Source organism: Bacillus sp. LQ01 (assembly GCF_057624735.1).
Map to the genome: position 1 here is coordinate 62,787 of NZ_JBYEZL010000006.1, position 21,182 is coordinate 83,968.

The 21,182-nt window shown below is 35.2% G+C and carries 21 protein-coding genes and 1 pseudogene; 4 read left to right on the forward strand and 18 right to left on the reverse strand.

Annotated elements, in window-relative coordinates; translation table 11 throughout:
* Positions 1–134 precede the first annotated feature (134 nt).
* Complete coding sequence (locus tag AC22L0_RS25605) at positions 135–1,748, reverse strand: MDR family MFS transporter (protein WP_016117165.1); 1,614 nt, start codon at positions 1,746–1,748, stop codon at positions 135–137.
* 19 nt (positions 1,749–1,767) lie between these two features.
* Entirely contained in the window at positions 1,768–2,226 is a 459-nt protein-coding gene (locus AC22L0_RS25610; protein ID WP_001132365.1) for a MarR family winged helix-turn-helix transcriptional regulator, read from the reverse strand.
* Positions 2,227–2,495: 269 nt separating this feature from the next.
* On the opposite strand from AC22L0_RS25610, the gene glpT reads away from it, so the two are divergent.
* Complete coding sequence (gene glpT / locus AC22L0_RS25615) at positions 2,496–3,845, forward strand: glycerol-3-phosphate transporter (RefSeq protein WP_000466384.1); 1,350 nt, start codon at positions 2,496–2,498, stop codon at positions 3,843–3,845.
* Positions 3,846–3,963: 118 nt separating this feature from the next.
* Here the strand turns inward: glpT and AC22L0_RS25620 are convergent, their stop codons facing one another.
* The 4 genes and pseudogenes from AC22L0_RS25620 to AC22L0_RS25635 form a co-directional block, all read right to left on the reverse strand.
* Positions 3,964–4,080 (reverse strand): DUF4027 family protein, encoded by a 117-nt coding sequence (locus AC22L0_RS25620; protein WP_000834733.1) that lies wholly within the window; start codon positions 4,078–4,080, stop codon positions 3,964–3,966.
* A gap of 203 nt (positions 4,081–4,283) precedes the next feature.
* Positions 4,284–4,706: a universal stress protein gene (locus AC22L0_RS25625; protein WP_000277998.1), complete on the reverse strand. Its 423-nt coding sequence runs from the start codon at positions 4,704–4,706 to the stop codon at positions 4,284–4,286.
* A gap of 65 nt (positions 4,707–4,771) precedes the next feature.
* Positions 4,772–5,498: pseudogene (locus AC22L0_RS25630) on the reverse strand (SulP family inorganic anion transporter).
* 156 nt (positions 5,499–5,654) lie between these two features.
* On the reverse strand, positions 5,655–6,902 hold the full coding sequence (locus AC22L0_RS25635) for a hypothetical protein (protein WP_000738868.1): 1,248 nt from the start codon (positions 6,900–6,902) through the stop codon (positions 5,655–5,657).
* A gap of 175 nt (positions 6,903–7,077) precedes the next feature.
* Here AC22L0_RS25635 and AC22L0_RS25640 point away from each other — a divergent pair, with 175 nt between their 5' ends.
* On the forward strand, positions 7,078–7,755 hold the full coding sequence (locus AC22L0_RS25640; protein WP_087964852.1) for a response regulator transcription factor: 678 nt from the start codon (positions 7,078–7,080) through the stop codon (positions 7,753–7,755).
* 11 nt (positions 7,756–7,766) lie between these two features.
* Positions 7,767–9,158, forward strand: coding sequence for a sensor histidine kinase (locus AC22L0_RS25645; protein ID WP_087964850.1), 1,392 nt, complete (start codon positions 7,767–7,769; stop codon positions 9,156–9,158).
* Between the two features lie 12 nt (positions 9,159–9,170).
* Here AC22L0_RS25645 and AC22L0_RS25650 read toward each other — a convergent pair whose 3' ends face one another.
* Positions 9,171–9,692, reverse strand: a complete 522-nt coding sequence (locus AC22L0_RS25650) for a dihydrofolate reductase family protein (protein WP_000085764.1) — start codon at positions 9,690–9,692, stop codon at positions 9,171–9,173.
* 75 nt (positions 9,693–9,767) lie between these two features.
* Between AC22L0_RS25650 and AC22L0_RS25655 the strand changes: the two genes are divergently transcribed.
* A complete protein-coding gene (locus AC22L0_RS25655) occupies positions 9,768–10,754 on the forward strand; it encodes a helix-turn-helix transcriptional regulator (protein ID WP_119781844.1) in 987 nt (328 codons plus the stop codon).
* Positions 10,755–10,794: 40 nt separating this feature from the next.
* Here AC22L0_RS25655 and AC22L0_RS25660 read toward each other — a convergent pair whose 3' ends face one another.
* The 11 genes from AC22L0_RS25660 to AC22L0_RS25710 all read right to left on the reverse strand — a co-directional run bounded on the left by AC22L0_RS25660 (position 10,795) and on the right by AC22L0_RS25710 (position 21,064).
* Complete coding sequence (locus AC22L0_RS25660) at positions 10,795–12,219, reverse strand: DUF4367 domain-containing protein (RefSeq protein ID WP_087964848.1); 1,425 nt, start codon at positions 12,217–12,219, stop codon at positions 10,795–10,797.
* Positions 12,185–12,742, reverse strand: a complete 558-nt coding sequence (locus tag AC22L0_RS25665) for an RNA polymerase sigma factor (protein WP_000869267.1) — start codon at positions 12,740–12,742, stop codon at positions 12,185–12,187. The genes AC22L0_RS25660 and AC22L0_RS25665 overlap by 35 nt, the downstream gene beginning before the upstream one ends.
* 179 nt (positions 12,743–12,921) lie before the next feature.
* Positions 12,922–13,356: an HIT family protein gene (locus AC22L0_RS25670; protein WP_000388959.1), complete on the reverse strand. Its 435-nt coding sequence runs from the start codon at positions 13,354–13,356 to the stop codon at positions 12,922–12,924.
* 62 nt (positions 13,357–13,418) lie between these two features.
* A complete protein-coding gene (locus AC22L0_RS25675; protein WP_000778818.1) occupies positions 13,419–13,796 on the reverse strand; it encodes an OsmC family protein in 378 nt (125 codons plus the stop codon).
* Positions 13,771–15,198, reverse strand: a complete 1,428-nt coding sequence (locus AC22L0_RS25680) for an amino acid permease (RefSeq protein ID WP_001187113.1) — start codon at positions 15,196–15,198, stop codon at positions 13,771–13,773. Before AC22L0_RS25680 ends, AC22L0_RS25675 begins: the two co-directional genes overlap by 26 nt.
* Before the next feature lie 204 nt (positions 15,199–15,402).
* Positions 15,403–16,047, reverse strand: a complete 645-nt coding sequence (locus tag AC22L0_RS25685) for an amino acid ABC transporter permease (RefSeq protein WP_000345955.1) — start codon at positions 16,045–16,047, stop codon at positions 15,403–15,405.
* Positions 16,048–16,704 carry an amino acid ABC transporter permease gene (locus AC22L0_RS25690; protein ID WP_001112667.1) on the reverse strand — a complete coding sequence of 219 codons (657 nt, stop codon included), beginning with the start codon at positions 16,702–16,704 and terminating at the stop codon, positions 16,048–16,050. It abuts the gene before it with no gap.
* A 62-nt stretch (positions 16,705–16,766) separates the two neighbouring features.
* Positions 16,767–17,597 (reverse strand): glutamine ABC transporter substrate-binding protein GlnH, encoded by an 831-nt coding sequence (gene glnH, locus AC22L0_RS25695; protein WP_000916491.1) that lies wholly within the window; start codon positions 17,595–17,597, stop codon positions 16,767–16,769.
* A gap of 12 nt (positions 17,598–17,609) precedes the next feature.
* Entirely contained in the window at positions 17,610–18,341 is a 732-nt protein-coding gene (locus AC22L0_RS25700) for an amino acid ABC transporter ATP-binding protein (RefSeq protein ID WP_044584131.1), read from the reverse strand.
* Positions 18,342–18,473: 132 nt separating this feature from the next.
* Positions 18,474–19,934: an alanine/glycine:cation symporter family protein gene (locus AC22L0_RS25705; protein ID WP_033689169.1), complete on the reverse strand. Its 1,461-nt coding sequence runs from the start codon at positions 19,932–19,934 to the stop codon at positions 18,474–18,476.
* A 158-nt stretch (positions 19,935–20,092) separates the two neighbouring features.
* Positions 20,093–21,064: a phosphotransferase enzyme family protein gene (locus AC22L0_RS25710; RefSeq protein ID WP_087964846.1), complete on the reverse strand. Its 972-nt coding sequence runs from the start codon at positions 21,062–21,064 to the stop codon at positions 20,093–20,095.
* Positions 21,065–21,182 lie beyond the last annotated feature (118 nt).

Sequence of the window (21,182 nt, forward strand, 5' to 3'; positions counted from 1 at the left end):
CTTTTCTCCTCATTTCATGTAACCGTTTACAGAAAATAATATAACGTATTTCTAAAAATACGTCAATCATTTCTCACTAAAAAGCTTTTAAGGTTATACTCAAAAAAGCACCGCCATAAGGCGATGCTTCTTCATTACGAGTATGATACAGTTTTTTCTTTTTCTTCTACAGCAGGCTCTTTAGCATCTTTTTTACGATCTGACAATTTAATTTTTTGTAAGAAAATCGTAAAGATGGCACCTACTACGATAAATACTAATCCTGTTAAGAATACAGTATGAAGCGAGTCTACTAAAGAGTTTTTCAAAATAGGTACAATGCTGTTAGCAAACGCTTCTGGCATTTGTTTTAATGCCTCTGGGCTAAATAGCATCGAATATAAACCTTGTGGATCTGTGTGAATCATATCTTTAAATTTCGTTACCATTTGTCCCGCTTCTTTCGGGAATGTATCTAATACAGGTACTAAATTCTTTGTTAATGTCGTACCTGAAGTGTTATTCATAATTGATCCTAAAATTGTAATACCAAATGTACCACCGATTTGTCGGAAGAACTGACTTGATGATGTTACAACACCAAGGTCTTTTTTCGGGAAGCTTTCTTGTAACGCTAATGTTAATGTCGGCATTACAAGACCCATTCCTAAACCGATAACCATCATATAAGAAGTAGCTGTAAGCTTCGTTGTGTGCATATCCATCGTTGTTAATAACCAGAAACCACCGGCCATAATAAGCATACCTGCGATAATTTGTGGTTTTACACCAACTTTTAATACAAGTTGCCCACCGATAATACTCATCACAATCATTGTAATCATCATTGGAGTCATAATTGTTCCTGATTCAGCAGCACTTACTCCTACAATACCTTGCATGAAGAATGGTACGAACATAATCGCGCCGAACATTCCAATACTCATAAAGAATCCAATCGCATTCAGTATTGTAAATGTGCGATTTTTAAAGAAATGCATTGGTAAAATTGGCTCTTCAGCTTTCGTTTCAACGATAACAAAGCTAACGATACCAATTACAGCTAGTGCAAATAAACCGATAATTTGCCAAGAATCCCATGCATAATCTTTTCCGCCAAACGTTAGCGCAAGTAATAAACTTACAACACCGAGAATCATCGTAAAGATTCCAGCGATATCAATTTTAATTGGTCCTGTTTGTTTATGCGATTTTAATCCCATTGCAATAAAGATTGTTGCTAAAATACCAACCGGTAAGTTAATGTAGAATACCCATCTCCAGTTCACTGCATCTACAATCCAACCACCAACTTGCGGTCCAATTACAGAAGCAAGACCGTATAACGCACCAAAAATACCTTGCCATTTCGCACGTTCTTTTCCCGTGAACATATCTCCAATAATAATCATAGCCATTGGCATCATAATACCGCCACCAAGACCTTGAATACCACGGAAAATAATTAATTCTGTCATACCATTTGCCATACCACATAACGCCGAACCAATCATGAAAATAACTAGCCCTGTTATATATACGTTACGACGACCAAGTAAATCCGCTAATTTACCTGCAATTGGTACAACTGTCGTTGATGTTAACATATAAGCTGTCGTTAACCATGTCATTAAACTTAATCCGCCTAGGTCACCGACGATACGTGGCATTGCTGTACCAACAATTGTTCCATCTAATGCAGCAAATAGCATCGCGATTACTAAACCGATTAACAACAACTTTCTATTTTGATTTTCTTGTTGCTCCATGTAATCTCCTCAATTCCTCTTAGTTATTCTCTTTTTTCTCTTGTGTCCCGCAAATAATGGTTTCTAACTTCTCAAAGAGACGTAATAAATCTTCTCTTTCTTGCAACTCTAAATGTGAAAAGTATTTTGCAATATGCTCGTTACGAGCTGTCATTGCCTCTTCTACTCTAGCTTTCCCCTTTTTTGTTAACTCGATGATGACAACGCGACGGTCATCTTTGTCGTGATAGCGTTCTACAAGTTCTTGATCGATTAGACGATCAATCATCACTGTAATCGCGCTAGGCTTCACATACATCTTTTTCGCTAATGTTGTCGCTCTTGAAGCCCCATAATGATCTAAAATCTTTAAAATATAAAACTGCGGTGGTGTAAGTCCTGTCGCTTGCATTTGTTCTAATAACTCCGTCTGCATTTTCTTTCCAATCGAAAAGGCAAGAGCTTGAATTTTATCGATATGCGTCATATCATTTGGCATGTTATCCACCTCTTATTTAAACAATAAAATATTTAATGTATTTAAATATTAATCCCACGAACAAAATCCGTCAATACTTTTATTCATAAAAACGTTTACATTTTTGTCACAAAGTTGTATAATTTTCGACGAAGTTAATATTGACAGTCACGGAGAAACGGAGTACACGGCTATGAATCATAAAAAAGGAAACTTTTTTATATTTCATGGCCTTTTTATGTTCTCTGTCTTAAAACGCTTCGAATTAATTAGGGGAGGATTTTCATTTTATGTTTTTCACACAATTATTTAAACCTGCGCCCCACGCGGAACGCTTACCAGCTGATCGCGTTGATAGCGAATACCGTAAATTACGTTTACAAGTATTCTTAGGTATCTTCATCGGTTATGCAGGTTACTACTTTGTTCGAAAAAACTTTTCACTAGCAATGCCATACTTAATCGAGCAAGGCTTTAGTAAAGGGGAACTTGGGGTTATCCTTTCAGCAGTTTCTATCGCTTACGGATTAAGTAAATTTCTTATGGGTATCGTATCCGATCGTTGTAATCCTCGCTACTTTTTAGCAGCTGGGCTATTTTTATCAGGTATCATTAATATTATTTTCGGCTCATTTTCTTTCATTACAACGAGCATTATACTTATGTTTGTACTTCAGTTTTTAAATGGATGGGTACAAGGTATGGGATGGCCTCCTTGTGGTCGTACGATGGTTCACTGGTTCTCTATTAGCGAACGTGGTACAAAAATGTCTATTTGGAACGTCGCTCATAATGTTGGCGGAGCGCTTATGCCTTCACTTGTAACATTAGGCTTATACTTCTTCGCAGATGACTGGAAAAGTATTTTTTACTTCCCAGGTATTCTTTCAATTTTAGTTGGTATTTATGTATTAATTACGATGAAAGATACGCCTCAATCTTGTGGACTACCTTCTATTGAAGAACATACTGGAGAATATCCACCAGATGAAAAAGTAAAAGACCGCGAACGCGAGCTTTCAGTAAAGGAAATTTTATTTAAATACGTATTAAACAATAAGTTTTTATGGTACATCGCTATTGCGAACGTTTTCGTATATTTCGTACGTTACGGCGTTGTAGACTGGGCTCCTACTTATTTAGTAGAAGAAAAAAGCTTTACTCATAGTAGCTCACGTACTGCTTACGCTCTATATGAATGGGCTGGTATTCCAGGTACACTTCTTTGCGGATGGATGAGTGATAAACTATTTAAAGGACGTCGTGCACCTGCTGGTATTCTATTTATGGTCGGTGTATTTATCGCAGTTCTTGTTTACTGGTTAAACCCTCCTGGTAATCCAATGGTTGATAGTATCGCACTTGTCGCAATTGGATTTTTAATTTACGGACCGGTTATGTTAATTGGTCTACACGCTCTAGACTTAGCACCAAAGAAAGCTGCTGGAACTGCAGCAGGCTTAACTGGATTCTTCGGTTACTTAGGCGGAGCTGCTTTCGCTAGTGCAGCTATGGGCTTTATCGTAGATGCATTCGGATGGGATGGCGGATTCATCTTATTACTTGCATCTTGCGTACTTGCAATGTTCTTCCTTGCTCTTACTTTAAATACAGGGTCAGTAAAACAAAAGCAAGCTTAAATAACATATAACAAGCATAAAAATAGCTCTTAGCATTTACATACATGCTAAGAGCTATTTTTTATTTTCATTGCTGTTCCTACTAATGATAACAACCAATTCCTTCCCTACTATAAAATTAAAAGATTTGATGAAACACCTTTATTAAAACAGCTAACGTAACAGATGCAGCAAATCCCCCTAGACAAATTAAGCTTACCCCTTGACTATATGACAAATTTTGAAATGATTTCATTACTTCCATCCTCCCTATCTCCCCTTTGATACTTTTATTTTACCAATGGGAAAAATCTCATAACATCGATTTCTCTAACAACTAACTTACAAATTTGTAAGTTAACATCTTTTCAACTTATATATCTAGTATTTCCACAAATAAGAGTCATTTATACATAAAAAAAGACCTCAGTTATACTAAGGTCTTCGTTACATTCTATTTCATTTTATAATCATCACCGGACATTTCACTCGTTTTGCTATTTTATGACTTACACTTCCAAGCACCATTTCTTGCAGTGTATTGAGCCCTCTACTTCCAGCAATGACAAGATCTATATCTCCTGTATTTACATATTGAACAATTGTATCTCCAGGATCACCATGTAATATCGTAATTGTATAAGAAATGTTCTCTTTCTTTAATAAACCTTCAATCTCTTTTAATTTATCTTTTCGACTAGCCGATATTGTTTCTAAATCTGTTTGACCTTGTATAATATCTGATTTTGCCGTTCTATTATCTACTACGTACACAACTTCAACATTTGTTTCTTCGCTACATTTCGCAATATATGTTGCATGCTCTGCTGCTCGAAGTGCATGTTCAGAACCGTCACATGCTAATATAATTTGTTTGTACATATGCTGAATCCCCTTTTCGTTATCCTACTCGTATTATATAATAAAGCCCCCTAAAAAGGAGGCTTTTAACTAGCAATTCTTTTATTATAAGTAGCTAAATTTGCAACAAGTTTTGAACTACGTTCATTTAATCCTGTTATAGTTACTTTCACACCACTTTGTTCATACTTCATGATAACTTTATCAATTGATGCCACTGCCGAATCATCCCATACGTGCGCATGAGTAAAGTTCATTTCGATTTCTTTTACATCTTCATTAAATGAAAAATTATTTATAAAGTCGGCTGTAGATGCAAAAAAAAGTTGACCGTGAATTTCATATATTTTCTTATTTTCAATATATAAATGTTTCACGTGAATCTTTGCCATATTGAATGCAAATAAAACCGCACTAATTACTGTTCCGATAATTACACCTAATGCTAAATTATGTGTAATTAGGACAATCACAACTGTTACGATCATAACAAATGCGTTTCCTTTTGGTACTTTATGAATTGTTGTTACAGAGTTCCAATCAAACGTTCCGATTGAAACCATGATCTTTAACGAGCGTTACCATTAATAATGCCATTGCACCTGTTGCAGCTGAAATCATCCCAGTTCTTCCGCCAACAAATGAAATGGTAACTGCAATACAAAAGGCTGCGTATAACCCAACGGTCGGATCCACACCAGCGATAACAGAGAAGGCTATCGCTTCAGGAATTAATGCTAAAGCAACGACAATTCCTGATAACACGTCCCCTCTCACATTAGAAAACCAGTCATTTTTTATCGTTTGAAACAAAATACCACTCCTCTACTCCTTTATCATTTGATTTTCTCCATAAGAAAATCTAGCCGACTGCACGAAGGCTATTATATAACGAGTAGAAGATTTTTTGCTATGTAAAAGTTTCCTAAAGAAAAAGACGCTATATCAGTAGCGTCTTTGCTCATTTCATTAATGTCCACCGTGTCCTTGACCACTTTCCTGAACAATTTCTAACCTCTCATCTAGTATTCCTTGTGTTTCAAATGAAATATCACTCGTACTTCCTAATAAGAAGCCATGATTATATGGTCCAAGTGTTGGATTATCTTTAAACTTCGGCTGAATGCTTGCAAGGAAGTCATACACTGGTTGTGAAGCTTTCCCTTCTTCTAACAAGACAACAGGTGCGTGTTTACCCATATGTGAAAAAGGTGCCCCAGCAACTGCTAAATCTGGTGTTTTGCTTGAAACAAATGATAAACCGTGACCAGGTTTTGTGAATCCCCAGCCAAATTTTGTTTTTTCATCTTTAAATTTCGCAAACGCAACCGAATTTTCTGTTGGAGTCTCTCCACTAATACGCGTTACTTTCCCGTATTTGCTCAGCTCTTTTTCCACTTCTTTTGAAACAATTTTTTCTGGCCCTAATACATATATATTTGCTTTATCTTTTCTCATTTTTAATGCCTCTATTGTCGCTTCTGGCACTTTATTCTTTTCTGTATAGAGTAGTGGTTCCGGCATATGAGAAATCCAATTTACAGCGGGTGTTGTATATAAACGGCCTTCTTCTGCAGACGAACCAATAATAACACTATTTGGGTAGCTTCCTGTTATATCGGCATACTCCTTATCAACATCCTTCGCAAATATAGCTGGGTCCGTTTCTTTTATTTGTTTTACTTTATAACCTTTTAATTGTTCAAGCGCGCTAGTACCTACATCTCCCATCACCATAATTTGTGTTCCGTCTTTCGTTCCGATTGGATTTAATCGTTTTATTTCTTTTAACGTCATTTCCGGTATCTTTTCTTTTTCTATAAATAAAATCGGCCCGTTATTCGGATGATGAATAAGGTCTGCACTCGCAATACCTAATTGCCACTCGCTTGCTGGTACTAAAATAACAGCACCTGGCTGGTTCTCCTTATGAGTTGCTGGCCATATCGTTTGCGAAGTTAATACTGCCATTTTTAGGGGGTCATTTGTATTTAACCTCGTCACATTTTTTAGACTTGTCGTTAATAAATCATTAGATGCACCTTCGTTCATTTCTTTTGGCGCCGTTACCTCCTGATTCATTTTCATTTCCTTTTGCTCTGTTTTCTTCTCTTTTGTAGATTCATGGTTTTTATGGTCTGTATTCGTTTGTCCGCATGCAGCAAGACCAACTGCTGTAATTATTGTTATCCCAAAAATTCGGGTCATTTTTTTCACTATACCGCCTCCGTATTAATCATTTTTGAGCCAATATGATTACCTAAAATGTAATTTCAACTCCACAATAACAAGCAATTCTGAAGAAATTATGCAGACGCATCATAATCTGCACCATTTCTTCATGATTTTGCATTACACTTTAAGTAACGATTATAAATATGGAGGGCTCTCTATGATTGATATACTGCTCGTAGACGATGAACCGAGAATGCTTGAATTATTAACGCTTTATCTTACCCCAATTGGATATAACTGCGTATGTGCGACTTCAGGAGAAGAAGCTATTTTACATATAGAAAATCGAAACTTTAAATTTATTTTACTCGATATTATGATGCCAAAGATGGACGGATGGGAAACGTGCAAAAAAATCCGATCTTTTAGTAACATTCCTATTATTATGGTTACAGCTCGTGATCAAACAGTAGATGTCGTTCAAGGATTAAAACTTGGAGCCGATGATTACGTAACGAAACCTTTCCATGAAGAAGAACTTTTCGCAAGAATTGAAGCCGTTTTAAGACGTACAAATGAACATAAACAAATCCAATATCACGGTATTGTATGGGATGAAACAAAACACTTCGTTTCTGTCCATAGTGAAGAACTCCTTCTCACACCAATTGAATTTTCTTTACTCGGATTATTTTTACGCCATGTGAACTACGTATTAAACCGTGATCAGCTCATCGAACGAATTTGGGGATTAAACACAAATACAGAAGATCGCACAGTCGATTCGCATATTCGTAATTTACGTGATAAATTGCGAAAAGCAAATTTCCCTATTGATCATCATTTAAAAACCGTGTATGGAGTAGGTTATCGATGGGTTGATACTGAACAGTAAGGGGCAAAACGATGAAACGAATTTCAATTCAATTCGGATTTTATTTTTTAATTGTTACACTTTTAATTGAAAGTGTTCTCTTTATTTTGCTCTATTATAGTCTCGTAAACACTAGAGTAAATGAAGAAATGACAGCTTTATTAAAGCGAGGAAATAGTCATCGAGATGTACTTGAAAAATATTACGATGAGCAAACCATCTCTCACGTAGCATTAATGGAATCTGAAGCTGAAACAACTGTCGTTATTACAAATACAAATAAAGAAGTGCTAGCTAAATCTAACGAAATAAACACGACTATAAAAAATCACATTAGTAGCATGCAGACTCGAACAGACCATAACGGAGCGATTATAGAAAATCATTGGAAAACATCTAATTATATATGTACAGTTAGTCCTATCATAGTAGCTGGAAAACATGAAGGGTATGTGTATATGTTTCTTGGAACAAAATCCATTGAAAAGTTGGTAAATGGATTAACGAAACAATTCATTATTGCTGGCGCCATCACGTTTCTACTCACAGTCATCACAATTTTCCTATTATCACGTTTATTAACAAAACCATTGTTACACATGAAACATGCAACTGAAAAAATGAGTAAAGGCGATTTGTCCGTTTCATTAACGACTACTCGAAATGATGAAATTGGTGAACTAGCATCATCTATTCAAACGCTCGCAAATGATTTACATTATATGAGAACAGAGCGAAGTGAATTTCTAGCAAGTGTTGCTCACGAATTACGAACACCATTAACATACGTAAGAGGTTACGCTGACATTGCTTTAAAAGAGACCACATCTCCTGAGCAACGTTTGCGATATTTATCTATTATAAAAGATGAGTCTGATTACATTACAAACTTAGTTCAAGATTTATTTTCACTTGCACAAATGGAACAACATAACTTTTCTATTCAAGTAAAGGAAGTACATTTACACACCTTCCTTACTCGCATAGCCGAAAAAGTTAACGCTATGTATAAAGAAAGGTACATTAAAGTTTCTTTCTCTTGTCCTCCTACACTGGTAGTAAACTTAGATGAACAGCGATTTGAACAAGTTATAATAAACATTTTAAATAACGCTTATAGGCATTCAAAAGAACATTCTCATATAAACATTTCTGTTACAGAAGAACATAGACGTATTTTCATTACAATTGAAGATGAAGGCGAAGGTATTCCGCCTGAAGACCTCCCTCACATTTTCGATCGTTTTTATCGAGTTGATAAAGCGAGAACACGAGCTACAGGCGGAACTGGTTTAGGACTATCTATCGTAAAAGAAATTGTAGAACTACACGGCGGAAATATTACTGTAACGAGCGAAGTCAATTATGGGTCTTGCTTTATAATTTCATTACCATCCATAAAGAAACACGACTATCATCAATAGTCGTGTTTTTTATCACTTTACTTTATAATATAAATTTACAAATTGCCCAAAACGTTTCGTATCCGTTAAAGTTAAATTAATTTCCGGGTTCTTGTCTTGAAATAACGGAACTCCAGAACCTAATATGTGAGGTGTAATCGTAACAACATATTCATCAATTAGATTATTCTTAAAGAACTCTCTTAAGAGACTCCCTCCACCGACCATCCATATTTTAGATCCTTCTTGTGCTTTTAACCTTTTTGTAAACTCCACTACATCTTCATTTACAAACTCCACGTGTTCGTTTGAACCTTTTTCTGAGTTAGAAAAAACATAACATTTTTTATCTAAATACGGGAATGGTTCTATATGCTCTACTACATAATCATACGTTCTTTTTCCCATAATTATTGTATCAATAGTTTCGTACATTTCTGTATAACCGTTATCTCCCTCTCCTTCGGTTTCCATTAACCACTGTAAATCATCATCTTCTTTCGCAATATATCCATCTAAGCTCGCCGCAATAAATAAAACTATTTCACGTGACATATTTTTTCCTCCTTATACCTCATCTTGATAACATTATGATGTAAACAATATACTAACAATAAAACACGACAATTTATGTCATGTTTAAAAAGAAAAAAGGTGATACATTTGTCAAAAGCTAAACGCTTATTAGATATTCTTATATTTGCTTCTGCGAAAAAAGCATTTACAGCTCAAGAAATAGCCGATGAATTTAATATTTCTGTTCGTACTGTCCATAGATACATTTTAGATTTAAGTGATATGGGATTACCCATTTACGCTGAACAAGGTCGCAACGGAGGATATAAAGTATTAACGAATAGAGTAATTCCACCTATTTTATTTACCGAAGAAGAAGCAGTCTCTATCTTTTTTGCCTTTCAATCTTTAAGCTACTACAGAGACTTGCCTTTTAACACAGAAATAAATTCCGTTACACATAAACTATATAGCTCCCTACAACATGATGCGAAAGCTAAAGTTGACAAAATACGTTCTTATATCGCCTTTTGGAATCCGAAAAGAACAATTGAGACACCACTTTTAAACGAAGTGTTAACAGCGGCTATTGAAAATAAAAATTTACACTTTCAATACGAATCTAAATCAAGGATCAAAACAAAACACGTTCATCCTATCGGTGTATATGCGCATGATGGTTTATGGTATTTACCTGCTTATGATTTTAATGTAGAAAAAACATTACTGTATCGCGTCGATCGTATTCTTTCTATATTATCAACGGAAGAAAATGAAGATACATTCATGAATTTAGAAGAGTGGTTTGCCTCTAACTCTCACGTAGTACATAATCCTACTCAGTTACATGTTTTACTGTCAACAGAAGGCGTACGCCAATGTAAAAGCGTGCCTTACCTTGAAGAATTCGTTGTAACAAACGAAAACGGGACAGGATATATACATTCAACAATTGATAAAGGAGAAATCAATTTTATTACCCCTTTATTTTATAGACTCGGAAAAGATGCAAAAGTTTTAGAACCGATAGAATTGATAGATGGTTTACGTATGCGTGCGAAAGAAGTTTTACATATGTATGAAGACGAAAAAAGCTGCTAAATATAAGCAGCTTCTTTGTCCTGTTGTTCCTATTGTTTTATTATTGACGAATATCAAACCACCAACGATTTTTCGAATTCATATTTTCAGTGTCACCAATCCCTCTGTAATTGAAAGCATCAAGGAAGATTGAATCTAGTTTATCCTCATCTACAAAATAACCTAAGTTAACTTTCATCGTTTGTCCTGGTGTGATACTGCCAATATTGTAAAAACTTTTTCCATCTCCGTGAGGTTCTAAATAATCAACTTCACCTGTCATAATACGCGTTGCGTCCATTCCCTCTTCTTTAGCGTATTTCCATGCATTCCCTTCAAATTTAAGCTGTTTTATGGATGGATGCATATAGATTTCTTCTGTCGACTTTTTTCCAATATTTTTCACTGTTGTTGTTAAGTAGACAAATTTAACATTAACTAATTTCGAATCTACTAATGTATCAATTGAATCTTTACCATTCCCTAATTTATATTCATCTCGTCTGTATGATAGTAATTTTCCCGTCTGATCTAAAGCCTTATTCTTGCTTAATATCTCTAGGCCAAGTTCATTAAAGTTCTCTTGTTTAAAATCTTTGATTGAATCAAAAACTTCAACTTTTTCTATCACATATTCAATTTGGCTGTTATCCATAGATATCGTTACTGGAACCTTTTGTCCTATATGAAATAGTCGTTTACTATCTTTTTTCAAAGGAATAGCCTTAGTTTCTTTAGGTTCATCTGCTTTGCTAAAACGATTTTCATCATAATCTACTATATATGATGCCTTTTCTTTTGACGTGGGCTCAAGTGAAATATTCCCTAAGACATCTATCATTTGTTCTTCATTTATATCTGATCCAATAAAACTTTCTAACATAATCCCTTCTTTCTCAAAAAAGAGAAAGACCTTCCTATCAAACATTACATTGTTGTTTCCAGTTTCTTTATGAACAATTACTGCTTTCTTGCCACCTATCTCTTTTTCTTCGTAGCTTTTTGAATATAAAGTTTGAAAGTCCGCATTTTCCCCTACTCTCCAAAGACTAAATGAAAAGCCTCCATTTGCGTCGTTATCTTTAAATGAATATTTCATAGCAGAGTCATCAATTGCTTCCATATTTTCTGGTAATTTATCAATTTTCAGCTTATACCACTTATCAGCCTTTTTCGTGTCCTTATTTGTTACCGACACATTTACTTCATAATTTTGTTTTTGAACAATCATATTATAGACTTTTACTGCACCAAAAACGGTTGTCGGCATACCAATCAATAAGCAGGCAGCAGCGATTAACATACGATGTCTTTTACTCTTTTTCTGTGGTCGCTCGCCCTTCAGCTTTATTTCCTCCATAAACAGTTTCTTTTTGCGCGTATATGTATGTGAAAATTCATGTTGTTCTTCGGATTTATCAAAATCATCTAAAGCAATTTTTTCAGCAAGTTCATATATTTCTTTGGAGTTCTTTGAATTCGTCATGTTGTATACCTCCTATCATATTTTGGACTCGTTTTCGAGCGCGTTCAAACTGCTTGCGGACATTAGCCTCCTTAATCCCCATTACACTTGAAATTTCTTGATACGTTAAGTTATAGAAGACTTTGTACTTAAACACCTGTCTGTTAGATTCATTTAACTCTTTTAGCAATGTATCAATTTGAACCTCAGACATTTTACGTTTTTCCCACTCTTCAATATTTTCATCTACTGCTTCTATTGATTCTCTTTCATATTCTTCTAAAAATGTTTCATGTCGTTTATTTTTCCGGTAACTATCAATCGCCTTGTTTTTCGCGATCCTCAAAATATAGCGTTTAAGCTCTTGAGTAGCCAAGCTATGGAGCTTTTCCAAGTTCTTATAAAGAGTAATAAACGTCTCTTGAACCGCATCTTCAGCCTGTTGAATATTATTTAAAATAGAATAAGCTACATAATAAATTTTTTGTTCATACAACTCATATAGCTCTTCCATCTTTTCATAATCGTTGTTTGTAACTTTCATATAATTCCTCCTCTCACTCTATATAACGAATGAGCACTGTACTTTGTGACACTGCAAAATCTTTTTATAGATAAAATTTAATAATAGAATAAACAAAAGCCCAATTTCTCTATTGTAACTGAGAAATTGGGCTTTTTAATATTAGAATTTTCCTGACTGTATCTCTAAGAAAAATTCTTTTACACCTTTTCAATATGCAGTATTTGCTCTATCGCTTCTTTTAACAAATTCTTTGTCTCTTCCAAGTTATGATTCTGCTTTTCTGCTGGTTGTACCATATAAAACTCAGCAAACGAACGCTCTTTATATCTTGGTACGACATGCATATGATAATGTGTTAACTCGTTAAATACTCCACCATTTTGACAAACTGTAACTCCGTCAGGTTTATATACTATCTTAATCGCTTTTGCAATAAGCTTAGAAGCATCCATAACGGATTTTGCTACAACATCATTTAATTCATCTACTTCTACAACATGTTGCTTTGGCACAATTAAAGTATGTCCTGGGTAGAAAGGCGCATGATCTAAAAAGCAAGTTACATAATCATCTTCATATATTTTATATATAATTTCCTCTCCGCCTGCTAATTTACACCCTAAACATTCCATCATATTTCCCCCTTTATTAAAAACATAAAAACGTGAGAGCCGTATTCTCACGTTTTTATATTTCATTTTATTAGTTCAATTGTTTCCGTAACTTTTATACTATCTTTTACAGATTGAACAATCGTACAATTTTTCACTGCAAGTTGCAGCGCCTTGTCCAGCTGCTCTTCTGTAATATTTTGCGCTTTAATTTTATAGTGCAAATGAACACTTTCAACTGGCTTCGATAACGCTTCACTTCTACCAATTTCAGTTTCGATTGTAAACGTATCGTATGGAATACGTTTCTTTTCTAAAATCGTTCGAAAGACAATTGCACTACACCCTGCGATAGAAGAAACGAGTAATTGTAACGGTGAATAACCGTTTTCTTTTCCAATCGCTAATTGACCATACAATAAATCTGCTTCTATATCATCGTGTTTGATTGTTAGTTTCATTTGTTTTTTCCATCTCCACTTTCATCGGTTTCTGCCGTTTCTTACTAATATAATAATATATATAGCAGAAAATGATAAATGGAATACCACAGTATAACGCCATTCTTTGTTCTGGAATAAACGCTAAACTAATAACAACGATACTATTTGTAATTAAAGCTAAAATTGGAACGATTGGGTATAGTGGTGTTCTATACTTTAAGTCCTCTAACTTTCCTCCGCCTTTTATATACTGACTTCTAAAGCGAAGTTGCGATAAAGCAATAATGATCCAACTTGAAACAGCTGATAAACCAGCTATAGATAATAAGTACATGTATACTGTATCTTCTGCAAGGAAGCTTGTTAATAAAGATAAAGCAGCTACAGCAATTGTTACAACTAACGCTGTAATTGGAATACCACGTTTATTTACTTTTTGGAAAGACTTTGGTGCCATTCCTTCATTTGCAAGTGACCATAGTATACGAGTTGCCGCATATAATCCTGAATTCGCTACAGATAGTAACGCTGTAATAATAACGAAATTCATAATATCAGCTGCATACGGAATACCGATTTTATCAAATACGACTACGAATGGACTTTCAATTACGCCAGCTTCTTTCCAAGAAATTAACCCTACTAAAATCGTCATTGTTAAAATGAAGAATAACATAATGCGCCATACTGTATTACGGATCGCGCGTGGAATTGTTTTTTCTGGATTTTCACTTTCTCCCGCTGCAATCCCGATTAACTCTGTTCCTTGGAACGAGAAGTTAACTGTAATCATCGTAAGTAATACGGCAGCTAGTCCATTCGGGAATAATCCACCATCGCTTACAAAGTTAGAGAAAAGAGGTGCTGCTTCTTTTCCGTCATATGATATAAACCCTAATAATGCACTACCACCAAGAACAACAAAGGCAAGAATGGTAACTACTTTAATACTAGAAAACCAAAATTCTAATTCAGCATAACTTTTTGCCGAAATTGCGTTTGAAGCATATAAAATAACACCGAATACAAGGCACCATACCCAAACATCAACATTTGGAAACCATCTTTTCATCATTAAACCTATTGACGTTAATTCTAGACCCACTGTTACTGCCCAGCCAAGCCAGTATAACCAGCCAATCATAAAGCCCGTTCCTGGTCCAATAAACTTCGTTGCATACTTTTGGAAAGATCCTGAAACCGGCATCGCTACCGTTAACTCTCCAAGACAAAGCATTGTTAAATACATAATAAATCCGCCTACTAAATATGAAAGGATGGCTCCCCCTGGTCCAGCCTGATTAATAGTGTAACCTGAACCTAAGAAAAAACCAGTTCCGATTACACCACCAAGTGCGATCATAAATAAATGTCTACTCTTCATCGTGCGATGTAATTTCTCATTCGTTGGTTGCTGCATCTAAATCCTCCCCCTACCAATACCCCTATATCTTGTTAAAATTTTCTGATAATAAAAATATACACGAAAGCGATTACATTTTCTATATAAAATTAAAACTTTTCTGATAAAATAATATAAAAATCGAATTATTGCAAGATTCAGATTCTATTTAGAGGAAAATAAGGAGAAACAAGGAAAAAACCCTTACATATATTGTAAGAGTCAACGAAGTTCTAATCTTCTCGATAAAATTGATAAACTATAATTTACGATAAAGTACATACAAGCTACTAATATAAATGTTGGAATCATGTAATTCACATTTTGCCCGCTAATAATTTGAGCATTATGCATAAGCTCAGGGAGTGATATAACAACCGCTAGCGACGTATCCTTCAGCAATGAAATAAATTGACTGACAAGCGGCGGAACCATTCTCCTTAATGCTTGTGGCAAAATAATATGCCAAAGCGCTTGCACATAAGTTAATCCCGAAGATCTTGCGGCTTCAACCTGCCCTTTTTCAATAGACAATAGACCACTTCTAACAATTTCAGATATCATTGCTGCCTCAAATATTGTTAAAGCAACAATTGCAGCTGTTATAATTTCTAATTTCAAGCCTGCTTCTGGAAGTGCAAAATACGTGAAAAATATAATTAACAGTAGTGGTAAGTTTCGAATCACTTCAACTATAACTCCTAATATTTGTGAGACGACAGGTATTTTCGTGTAGCGCAATATACCGATTACACTTCCAATAATAAAACTAAGTACAATTGCTATGAGCGCTACCTCTAATGTTATAAGTAATCCTTTTAATAAAAATAGAATATGATCTCCTGTAATTGCTCCCTTGAAATCCATTTACACCGCCTCCTTTGCTAAGCGTTTTTCTAAATAACGCACTAGCATACTGAGCGGAATTGTTAATATTAAATAAAACATCCCGACAAATATATAAACATCAAACGTAACAAACGTCTTCGTTGAAATTAAATCTCCTTGATACATTAAATCAGCACCAGCAATAATTCCAAGTATTGAGGAGTTTTTAACTAAATTGAGAAACTGGTTTCCTAAAGGGGGAATTACAATTTTCACTGCTTGGGGTAAGACAACATAATACATCGCCTGCACATACGTTAGCCCTGAAGAGCGAGCAGCTTCCATCTGCCCTTTCGCAACTGATAAAATACCAGCGCGAATTACTTCTGCAATAAAAGCTGCCGTATATACCGTAAGCGTAACTGTTCCTGCTACAAAACCATTTAAAGTAATTCCTATTACAGGTAAAGCAAAATAGAATATAAATGCAATTAATACGAGTGGAATATTTCTTACAAACTCCACAAAAGCTGATCCTATCCAATTTAAAATACGAATAGGTGCAATACGCATTACTGCCAAAATTACTCCTAAAATAAAACTACCTATCAATGCAATTACACTAGACATAACTGTATATTTAAATCCTTCTAAATACATATCAATGTTATTCGTTAATATAGAAAAATCAGGCACATATTCTCCCCTCTTTCTTTACAAGAAGAGGATGAGTACTCTCATCCTCTCACTTTTACTATCTACTTTTCTGGTTTTTGTCCAATCCATTTCTCATATAATTTGTCATACTCTCCGCTTGCTTTCATGTCTTTAATTAAAGTATTAATCTCTTTCGTTAAATCATCTGCCCCTTTTTGCACTGCAATTCCATACGGTTCATCTGTGAAAATTTTTCCTACTACTTCATAATTAGAATCTTGTTTTGCCATTCCGTAAAGGATCGCATTATCTGTCGTTAACACATCACCTTTACCTGCCTTTAACGCTGTAAATGCCTCACTATAATTTTCAAACTCTAATACAGTCGCTTCTGGTGACTTTTGACGAATGTTATTTGTAGATGTTGACCCTTTTACAGCTAATACTTTAACGCCTTGTTTTATATCATCGACACTCTTAATATTGCTTCCTTTTTTCACAAGTAACGATTGTCCTGCTTTAAAATATACATCTGAAAAATCCACTTCTTTTTTGCGTTCTTCCGTAATTGTCATTGTTGCAATAATTGCATCAATATCACCATTTTTCAGCATTGGAATACGTGTTTTAGACGTTACTTCTTTCAGCTCTAGCTTCTTTTCATCTCCAAGAATCTTTTTCGCAAGTGCCTTCGCGACATCAACATCGAATCCTTCTACCTGCCCTGTTGAAGGATTTTTTAATCCAAATAAATTCGTATCATTCTTCACCCCAACTACTAATTTCCCTCGTTTCTTAATTTGCTCAACAGCCCCGCCTTGCTTCGTATTTGTTTCCTTTGCCTCATCTTTCTTACTTCCGCAACCAGCAACAACAAGCACGAATAAACATGAAAATACGATTAAAGTAAATAATTTTTTCATTTTAAGCATGAAATTCCTCCTCTAATGATTTAGCACCCGACTTAAAAATAAACGAGCTCTTTCTTGTTCAGGGTTTGCAAAAAAGTGCGCCGGTGTTGTATCTTCAATAATTTGACCATCATCCATAAATAAGATCCTATCTGCTACCTCTCTAGCAAATCCCATTTCATGTGTAACGACAACCATCGTCATCCCTTCTTTAGCCAGGGCCTTCATAACATCAAGTACCTCTCCAATCATCTCTGGATCAAGAGCAGACGTAGGCTCATCAAACAGCATAATTTCCGGCTGCATCGCAAGTCCTCTAGCAATTGCTACCCTTTGTTGTTGTCCTCCGGATAATTGATGCGGATATACATTAGCCTTCTCTGGGATTCCTACTTTCTCTAAATAAAGCATTGCTGTTTTCTCTGCTTCTTCTTTGGAAACTTTATTTACTTTAATCGGTGCTAATGTAATATTTTGCAGAACTGTTTTATGTGGGTATAAATAAAAATGTTGAAAGACCATCCCAATATTTCGCCGCAATTCATTCATGTCCGTTTTTTTATTGTGTACCTCTGTATTTTGTACAATTAATTCTCCATCTGTAATTGCCTCTAATTGATTTATACATCGAAGCAATGTACTTTTTCCTGATCCTGAAGGCCCGACAACTACTACCACTTCGCCTTTTTTCACTTGCACATTAATATTTTTCAAAACTTGAAAGTTACCATAATATTTATTTACATTACGAAATTCTATCAACATACTCCCCCTTCCCCTAACAATGCATGTACATTCTTTTTATATTCAAAAATAGTCCCAAAAATAACTTTTAGCTTCAATTTGTCCATAAAAAAAAGCAAAGAGTTTCCCCTTTGCTTCTTCATTTCTATTCTGTTAAGATACTTCTTCTTTCTTATCTTTCCCGTATTCATGCTCCCAAAAATCAGCATTTTTAATTCCTAATGGCCCTGGATCGAATACTGGATCTTTTCCTTCTTTTTTCTGTTTTTCATAATCCTTTAATGCGACTAATGCAGGTTTTTGTAATAGTAAAATCGCAATGATATTTACCCATGCCATAATTCCTACCCCAATGTCGCCTAAAGCCCAAGCCGTTGCTGCTGTTTTTATACAGCCGTAGAATACAGCTCCTAAAAATACAAACTTTAGTACCATAGACATCCAAGGGCGATCTTTATCACGATTTAAGTACGCGATATTCGTTTCTGCAATGTAGTAATACGCCATAATTGTTGTAAACGCGAAGAATAATAACGAGATTGCAACGAAACCGTTTCCAAATCCAGGGAAAACAGATTCTACTGCTGCCTGTGTATATCCCGGCCCTGGCTGTGCACCATTTAATTTATTTACGATAAAGTTTTTTCCGCTTGCATCAAATACGTTATACATGCCTGTAATAATCATCATAAATGCTGTTGCTGAACAAACAAATAATGTATCAATGTAAACGGAAAATGCTTGCACTAAACCTTGTTTAGCTGGATGTGATACTTCAGCAGCTGCTGCTGCATGTGGTCCGGTTCCTTGCCCTGCTTCATTGGAATAAATACCACGTTTTACTCCCCAAGAAATTGCCAAACCGATAATACCACCGAAAGCCGCCTCTAATGCAAAAGCACTTCTTATAATTAACATAAATGCTTCTGGCAATTTTTCAATATTCATAGCAACAATGACGCAAGCTACTAAAATATAGCCTATTGCCATAAAGGGTACGACAACTTGCGCTACGTTAACAATTCGCTTTACTCCACCAAAAATGATAAGAGCTAATACAACAACCAATATAGCCCCTGATACGGTAGTATTAATACCAAAAGCCGTTTCTAAACTTACAGCAATACTATTTGCTTGCACACCTGGTAATAAAAGCCCTGTTGCAAGAATTGTCGCTGCAACGAATACTAAAGCATACCATTTAACTCCTAGACCTTTTTCGATGTAATAAGCAGGTCCACCACGAAACTGCCCTTGATGTTTCGTCTTATATATTTGCGCGAGTGTTGATTCAACATAAGCTGATCCTGCCCCTAAAAAGGCTACTGCCCACATCCAAAATACAGCTCCTGGTCCACCGAATGCAACCGCTGTTGCTACCCCAGCGATATTCCCTGTCCCAACACGTCCTGATAACGAAAGTGCTAACGCTTGGAATGAAGAAACACCAGCCTCTGATTTTTCTCCTTGAAATGTCAGCTTCACCATTTCTCCTACGTGCCTTACTTGTAAAAACTTCGTTCGAATAGAAAAATATAAACCTACTCCTAAACATAAATAAACAAGTGCTGGACTCCAAACAATATTATTTAACCAATTTACGAAAGTTTCCAACATTCCCCTCCTCCTTTATAAAGAATATTCAGAATATATATAAAATTATAAGTGCATACCGAATCTAGGACAATATTATTTTAATAAAGTAAACATATTTTTGTATAAAAAAACAAAGTATATATTTGTTTTATATACTTTGTTTTAAACTAAATGTATTATATATTCACAATTGCTTCTCTTTTAATAATTCTTTCGTATAGCTCTTCTGATAATTTCAAGAAGTTATCAGGCATATCTTTCCCTTTAAACTTCTTCTGAAGCGTTCCATATAAACCTATATCACGTAAACGTAAAAATAGTAGCAACGATTCATACCAACTATCCGCCAGCCTGTGCTCATACTCATATCCTTTTCGTAACACTTGTAACTGTTTACGAGCAAAATCTGTCTTCTCTTCTGCTGTCCACGTTGTAAATAGAACAGAGTAATAAAGAACCATCGCTAAATCATGTATAAAGTAATTATAAGCCGCATCATCAAAATCAAAGATTGTTAGCTCTTTACCATCATAATGAAAATTACCTTGATGGATATCACCGTGCATAAGACCGAACGTTTCTCTTTCAACTGGAAGGGCCTTAATTTCATCCATTAGTACCGCTGCAATCTTTTTCACTTGACCATCTTCTAATTCATTAACAATTCCACTTTCGTCTTCTTCCCACGTATCACGGTAGTCTGTTTTAGGATATTCCATTGTAAGGCGATGCAGTTGCCCAATCGCTTTTCCCCATGCTTCAAAGAGAGGCTCGCCCCAATAAGGCGATTCCTCTCCTTTTACTTGCTCACCTTTTGCATATGTAAATAAGGAAGCGAAAAAGAAAGTTTCATCCTCTGCTACGATTTCTTCTACGAGATTTCGAGATGTTGAATAAAGAGGTCCTGCTACCTTTGCCCCATTCTCCGCAACATATCGTAAAAAATCTAGTTCAGCCTCTACCTCTTGTTTAGAACGATGAGAAGAATGTGTTAAACGTAATACGTAATCTTCATCATTATCACCCTTCGCCTTAAAAATATAATTCTCAAAATCTCCAAGTGGCTTTTCTTCCACTGTTACATGAAACAAATTCGCTGCTCTTTTTAAAATCTCTTTCGTAAAAACACGTTCTACAGCTATTTCCATATATATCCCTCCTATATATCTTCTTAATTCGACACAAATGTTAGAAGTACTGCTATGAAATTGAATAATGCACAAAAGACAATGTAACGTAACCTTCAATCCTCTTTTTTTAAAATAA